The sequence below is a fragment of the Pseudomonas fluorescens genome (genome assembly GCF_001648775.1).
Classification (GTDB): domain Bacteria; phylum Pseudomonadota; class Gammaproteobacteria; order Pseudomonadales; family Pseudomonadaceae; genus Aquipseudomonas; species Aquipseudomonas fluorescens_M.
Window position 1 is genome coordinate 234,209 of record NZ_LVEJ01000028.1, and the last position, 13,569, is coordinate 247,777.

General features: G+C 60.2%; 13 protein-coding genes. 2 read left to right on the forward strand and 11 right to left on the reverse strand.

What is annotated here, in order from left to right; translation table 11 throughout:
- Nucleotides 1-164: 164 nt before the first annotated feature.
- The 5 genes from A8O26_RS24890 to A8O26_RS24910 all read right to left on the reverse strand — a co-directional run bounded on the left by A8O26_RS24890 (nucleotide 165) and on the right by A8O26_RS24910 (nucleotide 3,935).
- A complete protein-coding gene (locus tag A8O26_RS24890; protein ID WP_064120342.1) occupies nucleotides 165-977 on the reverse strand; it encodes an OmpA family protein in 813 nt (270 codons plus the stop codon).
- Complete coding sequence (locus A8O26_RS24895) at nucleotides 974-1,330, reverse strand: DUF4398 domain-containing protein (protein WP_081265256.1); 357 nt, start codon at nucleotides 1,328-1,330, stop codon at nucleotides 974-976. The genes A8O26_RS24890 and A8O26_RS24895 overlap by 4 nt, the downstream gene beginning before the upstream one ends.
- 9 nt (nucleotides 1,331-1,339) lie before the next feature.
- A complete protein-coding gene (locus A8O26_RS24900; protein WP_064120344.1) occupies nucleotides 1,340-2,173 on the reverse strand; it encodes a substrate-binding periplasmic protein in 834 nt (277 codons plus the stop codon).
- An 80-nt stretch (nucleotides 2,174-2,253) separates the two neighbouring features.
- Complete coding sequence (locus A8O26_RS24905) at nucleotides 2,254-3,183, reverse strand: electron transfer flavoprotein subunit alpha/FixB family protein (RefSeq protein WP_034155324.1); 930 nt, start codon at nucleotides 3,181-3,183, stop codon at nucleotides 2,254-2,256.
- A gap of 2 nt (nucleotides 3,184-3,185) precedes the next feature.
- On the reverse strand, nucleotides 3,186-3,935 hold the full coding sequence (locus tag A8O26_RS24910; protein WP_007908338.1) for an electron transfer flavoprotein subunit beta/FixA family protein: 750 nt from the start codon (nucleotides 3,933-3,935) through the stop codon (nucleotides 3,186-3,188).
- A gap of 551 nt (nucleotides 3,936-4,486) precedes the next feature.
- Between A8O26_RS24910 and A8O26_RS24915 the strand changes: the two genes are divergently transcribed.
- Nucleotides 4,487-6,151, forward strand: coding sequence for an electron transfer flavoprotein-ubiquinone oxidoreductase (locus A8O26_RS24915; protein WP_064120345.1), 1,665 nt, complete (start codon nucleotides 4,487-4,489; stop codon nucleotides 6,149-6,151).
- Nucleotides 6,152-6,248: 97 nt separating this feature from the next.
- Here the strand turns inward: A8O26_RS24915 and A8O26_RS24920 are convergent, their stop codons facing one another.
- On the reverse strand, nucleotides 6,249-7,139 hold the full coding sequence (locus A8O26_RS24920) for an AraC family transcriptional regulator (protein WP_053122530.1): 891 nt from the start codon (nucleotides 7,137-7,139) through the stop codon (nucleotides 6,249-6,251).
- Between the two features lie 192 nt (nucleotides 7,140-7,331).
- Here A8O26_RS24920 and A8O26_RS24925 point away from each other — a divergent pair, with 192 nt between their 5' ends.
- Nucleotides 7,332-8,384: an NAD(P)-dependent alcohol dehydrogenase gene (locus A8O26_RS24925; RefSeq protein WP_007908332.1), complete on the forward strand. Its 1,053-nt coding sequence runs from the start codon at nucleotides 7,332-7,334 to the stop codon at nucleotides 8,382-8,384.
- On the opposite strand, the gene A8O26_RS24930 is transcribed toward A8O26_RS24925, so the two are convergent.
- The 5 genes from A8O26_RS24930 to A8O26_RS24950 all read right to left on the reverse strand — a co-directional run bounded on the left by A8O26_RS24930 (nucleotide 8,381) and on the right by A8O26_RS24950 (nucleotide 13,566).
- Nucleotides 8,381-9,184 (reverse strand): IclR family transcriptional regulator, encoded by an 804-nt coding sequence (locus tag A8O26_RS24930; RefSeq protein ID WP_034155326.1) that lies wholly within the window; start codon nucleotides 9,182-9,184, stop codon nucleotides 8,381-8,383. The two genes, A8O26_RS24925 and A8O26_RS24930, sit on opposite strands and share 4 nt — an antisense overlap.
- A 60-nt stretch (nucleotides 9,185-9,244) precedes the next feature.
- Nucleotides 9,245-10,555: an MFS transporter gene (locus tag A8O26_RS24935; RefSeq protein WP_064120346.1), complete on the reverse strand. Its 1,311-nt coding sequence runs from the start codon at nucleotides 10,553-10,555 to the stop codon at nucleotides 9,245-9,247.
- Between the two features lie 170 nt (nucleotides 10,556-10,725).
- Nucleotides 10,726-11,874, reverse strand: a complete 1,149-nt coding sequence (gene dgoD / locus A8O26_RS24940) for a galactonate dehydratase (protein WP_007908327.1) — start codon at nucleotides 11,872-11,874, stop codon at nucleotides 10,726-10,728.
- A gap of 62 nt (nucleotides 11,875-11,936) precedes the next feature.
- Entirely contained in the window at nucleotides 11,937-12,557 is a 621-nt protein-coding gene (locus A8O26_RS24945) for a 2-dehydro-3-deoxy-6-phosphogalactonate aldolase (RefSeq protein ID WP_064120347.1), read from the reverse strand.
- A gap of 19 nt (nucleotides 12,558-12,576) precedes the next feature.
- Nucleotides 12,577-13,566, reverse strand: coding sequence for a 2-dehydro-3-deoxygalactonokinase (locus A8O26_RS24950; RefSeq protein WP_064120348.1), 990 nt, complete (start codon nucleotides 13,564-13,566; stop codon nucleotides 12,577-12,579).
- Between the last annotated feature and the right edge of the window lie 3 nt (nucleotides 13,567-13,569).

Here is a 13,569-nt window from a genome sequence, read left to right on the forward strand (position 1 = left end):
TGAAACAATACCGGAACAGTTTAGAAGTGTACTGGGACAGTTGCCACTTTAGTCGACCATACAGTGCGGTGTCTGCCCCTGACTGTACCGATTTGCGAGCTATTCGACAGACGTAAAAAAGCCCGGCACTGCATGACAGTCCGGGCTTTCCAGAGACGCCACCCTCAGCGGGCGGCGCCGAGCTGGCCCTTTTCGTCGGAGAAGACGATTTCCACCCGACGGTTCTGTGCCCGCCCACGCTCGGAAGCGTTGACGTCCACCGGGTATTCATCGCCGTAGCCTTCGACTTGAATGCGTTTGTCGTCGATGCCCAGATCGATCAATACATCAGCCACTGCCTGCGCACGATCGCGGGACAGTTTGAGGTTCTCCTGCTTACCCCCGGTGCTGTCGGTGTAGCCCTCGATACGCACCACGCGCTTCGGGTTCAGTTGCAGGAACTGGACGATCTTCAGCACCACGCGGTTGGCCGAGTTTTTCAGCTCCGCTTCACCGGTGTCGAACAGCACGTCACCCAAGGTCATCACCAGACCCCGGTCGGTTTGCGTGGTGGCCAGTGCGACGATTTGTTCTTCCAGCCACTTGCCCTGCTGCTGCACGCTGAGCAGCTTCGATTCACGCAGGGCCAGTTGCAGGCGCTGGCGCTCCAGTTCGAGCTTGGCTGCACGCTCTTCGTTGAGCACCTGGTTGGTGTGCTGACGGGCGATTTCGCTGTAGCGCTGGCTCAGGTAGGCGTAATGCACCACGTCGGAGCCGCTGCCCCAATAGGTCGACAGGCGATCGGCACGGGCCAGCGATTCACCGGCGCGGATCACGTCTTTCGGCGCGATGCGCAGCACATTGGAATCTTCTTTGACTTTCTGGAAGTCGGCGCTGGCTTCTTGCAGTGCGGATTCGCTGTGTTGACCGGCGCAGCCATACAGGCTGACACACCCGGCGAGCATCAGACCGCCGAGAACTTTCGACTTGAGGCTCATTGGGCATCCCCCAGTTGCTTGCGCAGACGGACGATGCGGGTGTTGAGCACATTCACCTGTTCTTCACTTTTTTGCGTCAGCACTTTGGCTTCGGCCAGACGCGCATCCAGTTCCGCCTGTTCGGCCCGCATGCGCGCGTTGCGGTAAGACTCATCAGCCATGTTGCCTTTGGCGCGGTTGTACTTGGTTTCGGCCAGTTTCATTTCCGGCACATCATCAGCGGTGGCACCGACGGCCTTGGCCTGGGTGATGGCCTGTTCGGTCAGGCGCATTTGTTCATTGGGTGCCGGATCGGTCGCGCAACCGGCCAGGGCCAGAACGGCCACAGCCGCGAAAAGAGGTCGAATACTCACTAAGAATCCCTACTGTTTTGGGGCACTGACAGGTTGTTGCGGCTGTTGCTGCTGCGCCTTCCAGCGCTCGATATTGCGTTGCAGCGCAGCTTCCGTCAGTCCGGACGCGGGCAATTCTGTCATCTTTTTGGCCAACTGTCCGCGCAACCACGGATCGTTGCACGCCGAGTTGTGCGAAACCGCGAGGTACAGCCCCGGGTGGTCGATGGGTTGCTCGAACGCCAGCAGGTCATTGGCCATGCCCAACGCCTGCGCGGCGGCCATGCCCGAGTAGCGCCCGGCGAGGACGTATTCCACTTCACCAAGAAGCAATTTCTGTAGCGCCTGGGTGAGGTTTGCCGTGCGGGTCAGGGTCAGATTCTGTTCGGCGAAAGTGCCAAATGCCTGGGTAATTCGAGACTTTTCCGACAACGCGCCCGTGTGCCCGTGCAGGTCTTTGGCTTCGCTGTAGACCAGGGTCGAGCCTTTGCGCGTCCACACCAGGTAGTCGTTTTCCAGCAATGGCGGATGAATGTAGTCGAGGGATTCCAGCTCGTTGAGGGTCAGCGGCGCGTCGGCCAGCATGTCCATACGGCCGCTGCGCACTTCGTCGAGGGCTTGCGAGCGCTTGCCGGCGTAAAGCAACTCGACCTTGATGCCGAGCTCCTTGGCGACTTGTTGAAGCAGGTCAGCACTGGCGCCGATCAACTGCTTGGGATTTTGTGGATCCTGCCACAGATACGGCGGCGCATCCGGGCTGCCGGTGACGACGAGGCGCTCGCACTTGCCGGCGGCCATCGCCAGCCCCGGCAACAGGGCCAATCCCAGCAATACCGAGTAACGCAATCCGCAGCGCAGATCCATGGCAAAACGCTCCCACTCAAATCCGAGACAAAAAAAAGCCCGACCAAAAGGTCGGGCTCTTTATAAGTGAAGCCGCTGGATTAGACCAGCTTCTCCAGCTCAGGGACTGCTTCGAACAGATCCGCCACGAGACCGTAATCGGCCACCTGGAAGATCGGCGCTTCTTCGTCCTTGTTGATCGCAACGATCACTTTGGAGTCTTTCATACCGGCCAGGTGCTGGATCGCGCCGGAGATACCGACGGCGATGTACAGCTGTGGCGCAACGATCTTGCCGGTCTGACCGACCTGCATGTCGTTCGGTACGAAACCTGCGTCGACCGCTGCGCGCGAAGCACCAACGGCTGCGCCCAGCTTGTCGGCCAGGGCGTACAGGTGTTTGAAGTTGTCGCCGTTCTGCATGCCGCGGCCGCCGGAAACGACGATCTTGGCAGCGGTCAGCTCTGGACGATCGGACTTGGCCAGTTCTTCGCCAACGAAGCTCGAAGTGCCAGCGTTGTGCGCAGCAGCAACGGCTTCAACAGCAGCCGAACCACCTTCAGCAGCAACCGGGTCGAAACCGGTGGCACGCACGGTGATCACTTTGATCGCAGCGGTCGACTGCACGGTAGCGATGGCGTTACCGGCGTAGATCGGACGCTTGAAGGTGTCAGCGCTTTCGACCGAGATGATCTCGGAGATCTGGTCAACGTCCAGCTGCGCGGCAACGCGCGGCAGGATGTTTTTGCCGTTGGAGGTGGCGGCAGCCAGGATGTGGCTGTAACCAGCGCCCAGCTCTGCAACCAGCGGAGCAACGTTTTCCGGCAGCTGATGCGCGTAAGCGGCGTTGTCAGCGTTGAGGACTTTGCTCACGCCAGCGATTTTCGCAGCGGCTTCAGCCACGGCGCCAGCGCCTTGGCCAGCAACCAGAACGTGGATGTCGCCGCCGATTTTGGCCGCAGCAGCCACGGTGTTCAGTGTGGCCGGGGCCAGCACTTTGTTGTCGTGTTCAGCGATTACCAAGATAGTCATTTTTAGATTACCTTCGCTTCGTTTTTCAGTTTCTCGACCAGTTCAGCCACCGACTTGACCTTGATGCCTGCGCTGCGTGCAGCCGGCGCTTCGACTTTCAGGGTCTTGTTGGTGGAGGCGGTGGAAACGCCCAAAGCGTCCGGAGTCAGCACTTCGAGAGGCTTCTTCTTGGCTTTCATGATGTTTGGCAGAGACGCGTAGCGCGGCTCGTTCAAGCGCAGGTCGGTGGTGACGATTGCCGGCAGTTTCAGCGAAACCGTCTGCGCGCCGCCGTCGATTTCGCGGGTCACGGCAACGCTGTCGCCGGACACTTCGACTTTCGAGGCGAACGTGCCCTGACCGTAGCCGCTCAATGCAGCGAGCATCTGGCCGGTCTGGTTGTTGTCGCTATCGATGGCCTGCTTGCCGAGGATTACCAGCTGCGGCTGTTCCTTGTCGACCACAGCCTTGAGCAGCTTGGCCACGGCGAGCGAAGTCAGGTCTTCAGCGGATTCGACGAGGATGGCGCGATCGGCACCCAGAGCCAGTGCGGTACGCAGCTGCTCCTGAGCGGTGGTCGGGCCGATGGAGACGACGACGATTTCAGTCGCAACACCTTTCTCTTTCAGGCGTACGGCTTCTTCCACTGCGATTTCGCAGAACGGGTTCATCGACATCTTGACGTTGGCGAGATCGACGCCGGAATTGTCCGCCTTGACGCGAACCTTGACGTTGTAATCCACAACGCGTTTGACAGCTACAAGAACCTTCATGGATTCCTCGTTACTCTCCGGTGAAAAGAAAGTCGCCTAGGCGAACCTGGCGGTTGATGCTCATCAGGCTAAAAGGGCACCTCTAAAAACGCCGACCGGGGTGCGGAGTGATTCCACGATGTGAAGGGAGTGCGACCGTTCGTCAGTGGTGACCGACAAGTCATTGATCCTCACGCTGTGTAAACTGCGCGCCAGACTGCGCTGCGCATCACTCTCGACCACCTGTTCCCTGTCTTTAGACGTGCTCTTGAAACCGCCAGTCTGCCTACGACGAGCGCAAAACCGCCCGTATCTTGACCGGAACGCCTATTCCGGTCAATACAGCAAAATGACCATTCATAAGCCGCGCTTCTTTGATTTCTCTGGGCTGGAGCCGATTCAAACAAACGTTTGTATTGGACGCTCGGAGTGGTGTAGATATAATGCGCCGCCTAGAGAGAAAGGTGGTTTGCCCATTATTACCCTTGACGTTAACGTAAAGGCAATAACGGATCGACACCGAACCTCCAAATTAGAAAAAAAACTGTTGAGCCTTGAGTAGGAGATAGCCTGTGGAACGCGAATACATGGAATTCGACGTGGTCATCGTCGGTGCCGGCCCCGCTGGCCTGTCCGCCGCCTGCCGTCTGAAGCAGAAGGCCGCCGAAGCCGGTAAGGAAATCAGCGTCTGCGTGGTCGAAAAAGGCTCCGAAGTCGGCGCACACATCCTCTCCGGTGCCGTGTTCGAACCACGCGCTCTGAACGAACTGTTCCCGGACTGGAAAGAACTCGGCGCGCCGCTGAACACGCCAGTCACCCGCGATGACATTTTCGTGCTGAAAAACGCCGACAGCGCGCAGAAAATTCCTGATTTCTTTGTGCCCAAGACCATGCACAACGAAGGCAACTACATTATTTCCCTCGGCAACCTGTGCCGCTGGCTCGCGCAGCAGGCCGAGAACCTCGGCGTAGAAATCTACCCAGGCTTCGCCGCTCAAGAAGCGCTGATCGACGAGCAAGGTGTGGTGCGCGGGATCATCACCGGTGATCTTGGCGTCGACCGCGAGGGCAATCCGAAGGAAGGCCTGTACACCCCGGGCATGGAGCTGCGTGGCAAATACACGCTGTTCGCCGAGGGCTGCCGTGGCCACATCGGCAAACAGCTGATCAAGCGCTACAACCTCGACAGCGATGCCGACGCCCAGCACTACGGCATCGGCCTGAAAGAAATCTGGGAAATCGACCCGGCCAAGCACCAGCCAGGCTTGGTGGTGCACACCGCCGGCTGGCCGCTGGACATCATGGGCACCGAGAACACCGGCGGCTCGTTCCTCTATCACCTGGAAAACAACCAGGTCGTAGTCGGTCTGATCGTCGATCTTTCCTACAGCAACACCTACCTGTCGCCGTTCGACGAGTTCCAGCGCCTCAAGCATCACCCAGTGCTGGCGCAGTACCTGGAAGGCGGCAAGCGCATCAGCTATGGCGCCCGCGCGATCTGCAAAGGTGGCCTGAACTCGCTGCCGAAAATGGTTTTCAAGGGCGGCGCGCTGATCGGTTGCGACCTCGGCACCCTGAACTTCGCCAAGATCAAAGGCAGCCACACCGCGATGAAATCCGGCATGCTCGCCGCAGAATCGGTGGCTGACGCACTGTTCGCGGAAAAGGACGGCACTGAAGAACTGACCACCTACGTGGACGCGTTCAAGAAGAGCTGGCTCTACGACGAACTGTTCGCCAGCCGCAACTTCGGCCCGGCGATCCACAAGTTCGGCGCCATCGTCGGCGGTGGTTTCAACTGGCTGGATCAGAACATCTTCGGCGGCAAACTGCCGTTCACCCTGCACGACACCAAGCCGGATTATGCTTGCCTCAAGCTCGCGGCGGACTGCAAGAAGATCGACTATCCGAAGCCGGACGGCAAACTCAGCTTCGACAAACTCAGCTCGGTGTTCATCTCCGGTACCAACCATGAAGAAGAACAGCCGTGCCACCTGAAGCTGACCGACCCAAGCATCCCGATCAGCAAGAACCTGCCGCTGTACGACGAACCGGCGCAGCGTTATTGCCCGGCCGGCGTCTACGAAGTGATCACCAAGGAAGACGGCGAGAAGCGCTTCCAGATCAACGCCCAGAACTGCGTGCACTGCAAGACCTGTGACATCAAGGACCCTTCGCAGAACATCACCTGGGTCACGCCGGAAGGCGCTGGCGGCCCGACTTATCCGAATATGTAAGTCGAACCGCTGAACATCAAGGCTCCCGATTTGGGGGCCTTTTTGTCGCCCACAATTCCTCTAACACCACAAAACAACTGTGGGGATTATCGTCGACTCAGGCAGCGCGCTCGTCACCCGGGCTGCGCTCGAAGTAGCGTTTGTACTCGCGGCTGAACTGCGACGTACTCTGATACCCGACCCGATGCGCCACCTGCGCCACCCCCAAGCCTTCCGCCACCAGCAACGTCTGCGCCTTCAACAAGCGCAAACGCTTCAGATACTGCACCGGCGACAACAACGTGCTGCGTTTGAAATGCTCATGAAACGTCGACACGCTCATGTTCGCGCAACCGGCCAGGGTCTCAACATTCAACGGCTCGGTGTAATGCGCATGCAGATGACTGATCGACGCCGCCACTCGCGCAAACTGCCCCTGCTGCTCGACCAGCGCGCGCAAGACGTCCGCCTGCGGCCCGCGCAACGCGACGAACAACAACTCACGCACCCGCGCCGGTCCGAGAATCTGGCATTCCAGCGGATCGTGCAGACAGCTCAACAGCCGCTCGACACAACCGCGCATATCATCGTCGAGCACCACCGAGGTCATCGACTCCGGCGTCTGTGCTGGAATATGCCGCCCCGGCGCCAGTCCCATGGCCAGCACCAATTCCCCGAGCAACACCCGATCAATCGCCACCGACACGCCGAGCAACGGCGCATTCGGCAAGGCAAAGGTTTCGCACTCGAACGGCACCGGCAGCGCCTGAATCAGGTAATGCCCAGCGCCATACTCCATCGTCCGAGGTCCGAGAAAAGCCAGTTTGCTGCCCTGAGCGATGATCATCAGGCTCGGCTCGTAAATGTGCGGGCCACGGGCGACGTCGCAACTGGCGCGCAACACCTGCACACCGGGCAAACCGGTCGGGGAATAACCGTCGCGCAGCGCCAGCGGTTCGATCAGCGAAACCAGCCGGGCATTGGCATCAAGATGACGGGTCAATTGCATCGAATTGTTCTTCACAAAAAATCACGAAAATAAGGGATGAAAACATCATGGCAGATCCTTTTGCCAATGCGACCGATCAAACCCGCATGCCGGAGGATTAGGCATGAGACCCGGAGGAATCGTCATGGCCGGACCGTCAGTCGACGCCCAGAATGCGCCGCCTCACTTGTTCCTGCTTTTGCGAGGTTTCACATGTACACCGCCATCGGCTATGCCGCCCAATCGGCCACCACGCCCCTCGCCCCGATGAAATTCGAACGCCGCAGCCCGCGTGCCGACGACGTGGCGATCGAGATTCTCTACTGCGGCGTCTGCCACTCCGATATCCACCAGGCGCGCAACGAATGGGGTATCGCCGTTTACCCGTTGATGCCGGGCCACGAGATCGTCGGCAAAGTCACCGCGATCGGTGCGAATGTCACTCAACACAAAGTAGGCGATCTGGTCGGCGTTGGCTGCATGGTCGACTCGTGCCGCACCTGCGAAGCGTGCCAGTCGAACCTTGAGCAATATTGCCTCGAAGGCCCGACCATGACTTACGCGACCCCGGATCGGGTCGATGGCAGCAACACCATGGGCGGTTATTCGGACAGCATCGTCGTCAGCGAGCACTTCGTGGTGCGCATCCCGGAGAAACTGGCTTTGGCCAGCGCTGCGCCAATCCTTTGCGCCGGCATCACCACCTACTCGCCGCTCAAGCACTACGGCGTCAAGGCCGGTGACAAGGTCGGGATTCTCGGCATGGGCGGTCTGGGCCACATGGGCATCAAGTTCGCCAAGGCCATGGGCGCGGAAGTCACGCTGTTCACCCGCTCGGCGAGCAAGGCTGAAGAAGGTCGTCGTCAGGGCGCCGATCACGTGATCGTGTCCACCGATGCCGAACAAATGAAAGCCGCTGCCGGTTACTTCGACTTCCTGCTCGACACCATTCCGGTGCAGCACGATCTCAACCCGTACCTCGACACCCTGCGTTTCGACGGTGTGCACATTCTGGTCGGCCTGATCGAGCCGATTGATCCGCCGGTACACGCCGGCAAACTGGTGATGAGCCGTCGCGTGCTGGCCGGTTCGTTGATCGGTGGCGTCGCTGAGACCCAGGAAGTGCTGGATTTCTGCGCCGAGCACAACATCACCTGCGACATTGAAATGCTCGACATCCGCCAGATCAACGAGGCGTACGCCCGGATGATTGCCGGTGACGTGAAGTACCGCTTCGTCATCGACATGGCGACGCTCAAGGTTTAAACCTTCAGACCTAGCTCCGCCGAGAGCCGGGCTGTGACCCCTTTGATCAGGGGAATCAGCTCGGCCATTTTTTCCAGCGGCATGTACGGCACGGTGCTGGCGATACTGATTGCCGCGACAATGCCTTTGCTCGCATCGCGAATCGGCGCCGCCACACAGCGGATCGACGGTTCGTTGTCTTCCAGATCGAACGCGTAGCCACCGGCGACGTACTCGGTCATGCGCTGCTCAAGCTGTTCCCACGATTGCTGGGGATGCTGCGGCCAGAACTGACTTTTGCCACCCGCCGGCAGGCTGATGTCGTACAGCCGCTGCCAATCTTTCGGCGAATCATCGAGCATCAAAGCCTTGCCGATCCCGGTGCGTGCCAGCGGCATGCGATGGCCGACCCGTGAGCGCATTTCCGGGCCATTGCGCCCCGGATTTTTCAGCAGATACAGCACCTCATCGCCTTCACGAATCCCTAAGTGCACGGTGTCGCCGGTCAATGCCGACAATTCGTCCAGATACGGCCCGGCCAGGGTCACCAGCGGCAATTCTTCGCGCGCCTGAAACCCTAGTTCGATCAGCTTCGGCCCGAGCAGGTAACCGACTTGCGGCACCACGCGCAGGTAGCGTTCATCGACCAGACAACTGGCCAGACGATGGGTGGTGCTGCGAGTGGTGCCGATCAGCCGGGCAATCTCCTTGAGATCGCGGGCGCCACTGGCCACCGCTTGCACTACACCCAGGCCGCGCAACAGTGTTTGCGTGCCGGTGGGCGCGGCGTCCTTGGTTTTTTCCGGAGCGTCTTCCTGCATATCCAGCCTTTACCGTTGAGCGAGGGAACGGGCGGCATTATGGTCGCCCGACGCAGACCACTACAACTCGATACGCTCGACCTTGCCCACCAGCAGCACGTAGGACAAGGCGCCAATCAATGCGAGCACCGCGATATAGGTGATCGCCGGCGCGAACGAATCGCCGCTGGCGAGGAAGCCGATAACGATCGGCGTAGCAATCGCCGACAGGTTGCCGATGAAGTTGAACACCCCGCCGGTCAGCCCGAGCAAACGTGCCGGCGCCAAGGTCGACACCAGCGACCAAGTGATCGAGGCCAGACCGTTGCCAAAGAACGCCAGCGCCAGAAAGGCAATCACCAGCGGCGTCGACTCAACAAAGTTGGCGCCGATGATCGAGGTGGAAATCAGCAAGCCGCCAATGATCGGCAACTTGCGCGCGAAACCCACGGTGTAGCCGCGATGAATCAGGAAGTCGGAAAAGAACCCCGAACACAGCACGCCGACGAATGCGGCGAGAAACGGTAGCGACGCCAGCAGGCCAGACTTGATGAAGTCCATGCCGCGATACTTCACCAGATAGGTCGGGAACCACGTCAGGAAAAACCACAGCGTCGAGTTCAGGCAGAACTGGCCGAGGTAGATGCCCCACAATTTGCGTTTGGTCAGCACGATGCCCAAGTCGGTCCAGCTGAACTTGGCTTTGACCTTGGCCGACTCTTGCTGAATATCGACCAGACCACCGCCCTCACGGATCAGGTCGATTTCCGCCTCGTTGGCACCGTTGAAATCCCGTGGCTCGCGATACACCGCGTACCAGATCGCCGCCCAAATGATGCCGACGGCACCGGTCGCGACGAAGACCATGTGCCAGCCGAATTCGTGTTGCAGCCAGGCCAGCACCGGAGTGAGAAACGCCAGACCGACAAACTGCCCGGAGGTATAGAAACCGATGGCCGTGGCGCGTTCACGCTCGGGAAACCACGTCGTCACCACGCGACTGTTGATCGGATAGGCCGGTGCTTCCAGCGCACCGACCGCCATGCGCAGCACGAACAACGCGATGAAACTGGCCGCGAAACCGAGCATCACCGTGGCAATCGACCACAGCAGTAATGCGACGCTATAGAGAATACGCGGTGGCACGCGATCGACCAGCCAGCCGCCGGGGATCTGCATGGCGGCATAGGTCCAGCCAAACGCGGAAAAGATCAGACCGACGTGAATCGGATCGATGCCCAACTCACTGGTCAGCGCCGGCGCGGCAATCGACAGGTTGCTGCGGTCGAGGTAGTTGATGACCACGGTGATGAACAGCAACACCATGATGAAAAACCGCTTGCGACTGGGCGTGACTAAAGACGCCTGCCCGGTGAGGGTTTGCGGTTGCATGGGGAGAGCCTCTTTTTATGTTTATTGAGGTCGGCCTGAGGCCTGCACTGCACTCTGTGGGAGCGAGCTTGCTCGCGAAGACGGCGGCACATCCGGCATCAATGTGACTGACCTGCCGCATTCGCGAGCAAGCTCGCTCCCACAGGGGATTGTGGTGTGTCAGAGACAAATCACCACTCGGCAAAGCTGCCATCGGCATGGCGCCAGATCGGATTACGCCAGCGATGGCCGACCGCCGCGCGCTCGATCACATATTCCTCGTTGATCTCGATACCCAAGCCCGGTCCGTTCGGAATCTTCACGAACCCTTTGTCGTAATCGAACACCCGCGGATCCTTCACGTAATCGAGCAAGTCATTGCTCTCGTTGTAATGGATGCCCAGGCTCTGCTCCTGGATAAACGCGTTGTAACAAGCCGCGTCCAATTGCAAACACGCCGCCAGCGCAATTGGCCCCAGCGGGCAATGCAGCGCCAGCGCCACGTCGTAGGCTTCGGCCATGTTGGCGATCTTGCGGGTTTCGGTGATGCCGCCGGCGTGCGAGGCGTCCGGCTGGATGATGTCGACGTAACCTTCGCTCAACACGCGTTTAAAGTCCCAACGCGAAAACAAACGCTCGCCGAGGGCAATCGGCGTGCTGGTCAGCGGTGCCAGTTCTTTCAGGGCTTCGTAGTTTTCGCTGAGCACCGGCTCTTCGATAAACATCAGCTTGTACGGGTCGAGTTCCTTCATCAGCACTTTGGCCATCGGCTTGTGCACCCGCCCGTGGAAGTCGACGCCGATGCCGACGTTAGGCCCGACCGCGTCACGCACTGCGGCGACGTTGGCCAGCGCCAGATCGACTTTTTCGAAGGTGTCGAGGAATTGCAGTTCTTCGGTGCCGTTCATTTTCACCGCCGTGAAACCACGGCTCACCGCCTCTTTCGCCGCACGCGCGGTGTCGGCCGGACGATCGCCGCCGATCCACGAATACACACGAATCTTGTCGCGCACCTGACCACCGAGCAGATCACTCACCGACACGCCGAGCGCCTTGCCCTTGATGTCCCACAGCGCCTGATCGATACCGGCCAGCGCACTCATGTGAATCGCGCCGCCACGGTAGAAACCGCCGCGATAGAGTACGGTCCAGATGTCTTCGATATTGCGTGGGTCTTTGCCGATCAGGTAGTCGGACAATTCTTCGACGGCAGCCGCCACAGTGTGCGCGCGGCCTTCGACCACAGGCTCGCCCCAACCGGTCACGCCCTCGTCGGTTTCGACCTTGAGGAAGCACCAGCGCGGCGGAACGATGAAGGTGGTGAGTTTGGTGATTTTCATCTCTGCTCTCTTCTTGTAAATGCAGCTCTTATTAGATGCAGCGCACGCAGCGCCAGAAAGTCTTAGCGAAGGGCCTTCCACGCGGCCACATAAGCCTTGGCATTCACCGCCACTTGCTCCGGCGTCATGCCCGGTTTGAACAGCCCGGAGCCGAGACCGAAACCTTTCACACCGGCGTCGATAAACGCCTGCATGTTGTCCGGCGTGATGCCGCCAACCGGCGCCAGCACCGTCCCGGATGGCAACACCGCAAGCCAGGCTTTGACGACCGCCGGGCCCATCTGCTCGGCCGGGAACAGCTTGAGAATGTCCGCGCCCTCCGCCAGCGCCGCGAACGCTTCCGTTGGCGTGGCAACACCCGGCGACAGAAACAGCCCCGCCGCTTTCGCCGCGCGCAACACCTTGGCATCGCTGTGCGGCATGACGATCACTTGGCCGCCGGCCTCCTTCACCAACTCGACCTGCTCCGGCGTCAGCACCGTGCCGGCACCGATCAGGCAATCGGCGGGGAGAGCCTTACGCAGGATGCGGATACTTTCGTACGGCGAAGGGGAATTGAGCGGTACTTCGATGACGCGAAATCCGGCGGCATACAGGACTTCTCCGACAGCGCCAGCTTCCTGCGGATGCAGGCCACGCAGAATCGCGATCAGACCGTTTTGCGCCAATGCTTGCTTGAGCATGTCAGGCCTCCAGTCAGGGTTAACGGGATGAGGAATCGATCAGTCCGGCGGCCAGCGCCAGTTGCCACAGACCACGCTCGGTGGCCTGTTCGGCCAGCGTCACGTTGCTGAAGCCACAGGCGTCGAGGGCGCGGCTGTAGCGTGCACAGAGCTGCGCGTTGCCGATGAGGATGACCGAAGGGAGATTGCGGTTGTTGCGACGGCGCCGCTGAGCCGCAGCGAGCGCCGCCAGTTCATGGCCGATCATCAGGCCGGACAGATAATCCGCCTGCGCGGTCGGACTCAGTTCGCCGGTCAGGCCCAGAGTACGAGCGCTGAACAAAGTCGACAGCACGCCCAACTCACCGTCCGCCGACTGCGCAACCTGCACGCCGCGGTCAAACGCCTGAGCATCGAACGCCGCGCCTTGCTGTTGAGTGCGGCCAAGAATGCTGTGCTCGCTGAGCACAGCGAACACTTCGCCGGTCATGAAAGTATCGAAATGAGTGATGCAGCCGTCGACCACCTCCACCCACTTGGAGTGACTGCCCGGCAGACCGATCAGCAGATCATTGCCCGCCTCGACCGGCAGACTCTGCAAAACGCCGAGGACCTGGGTTTCTTCGCCACGCATCACGTTCGGCAGGCGCGAGCGCTGAATCACGCCCGGCACGATATGCACCACGGTGCCGCGCAGACTGACAACTGTTTGTAGGGAGTTTCCGAGATTGGCGACGTTCGCCGGCGTCTCGCAGTAGGCCGCTTCACGCCAGCCCTGGGCACTGCCGACCATGCCGCAAGCGATCACTGGCAGATCCGGCTGGGCATCGAGCCAGTCGCCGCAGGCCTCGTCGAAAGCCAATTCAAAACCATCGGTGCATTCGCGACCGTTGATGATTCGCGGCGTCTTGGGCAACTGCATGATCCCGGAGGACAGCGCGCGCTGCTCCAGTACCACGCCGCCCGCCGCGAGTTTGTAAGCACGTAATGAGGTCGTCCCCCAATCGAGCGCGATCAATTGCGCCAGCATCGC

Bases quoted from the DNA above. Each gene is read 5' to 3' on its own strand.
- A8O26_RS24910 (WP_007908338.1), bottom strand. From the start codon at position 3,935: ATGAAGGTTCTTGTAGCTGTCAAACGCGTTGTGGATTACAACGTCAAG.
- A8O26_RS24920 (WP_053122530.1), bottom strand. From the start codon at position 7,139: ATGCAATTGACCCGTCATCTTGATGCCAATGCCCGGCTGGTTTCGCTG.
- A8O26_RS24945 (WP_064120347.1), bottom strand. From the start codon at position 12,557: ATGCTCAAGCAAGCATTGGCGCAAAACGGTCTGATCGCGATTCTGCGT.
- A8O26_RS24925 (WP_007908332.1), top strand. From the start codon at position 7,332: ATGTACACCGCCATCGGCTATGCCGCCCAATCGGCCACCACGCCCCTC.
- A8O26_RS24905 (WP_034155324.1), bottom strand. From the start codon at position 3,183: ATGACTATCTTGGTAATCGCTGAACACGACAACAAAGTGCTGGCCCCG.
- A8O26_RS24890 (WP_064120342.1), bottom strand. From the start codon at position 977: ATGAGCCTCAAGTCGAAAGTTCTCGGCGGTCTGATGCTCGCCGGGTGT.
- dgoD (WP_007908327.1), bottom strand. From the start codon at position 11,874: ATGAAAATCACCAAACTCACCACCTTCATCGTTCCGCCGCGCTGGTGC.
- A8O26_RS24930 (WP_034155326.1), bottom strand. From the start codon at position 9,184: ATGCAGGAAGACGCTCCGGAAAAAACCAAGGACGCCGCGCCCACCGGC.
- A8O26_RS24950 (WP_064120348.1), bottom strand. From the start codon at position 13,566: ATGCTGGCGCAATTGATCGCGCTCGATTGGGGGACGACCTCATTACGT.
- A8O26_RS24935 (WP_064120346.1), bottom strand. From the start codon at position 10,555: ATGCAACCGCAAACCCTCACCGGGCAGGCGTCTTTAGTCACGCCCAGT.
- A8O26_RS24900 (WP_064120344.1), bottom strand. From the start codon at position 2,173: ATGGATCTGCGCTGCGGATTGCGTTACTCGGTATTGCTGGGATTGGCC.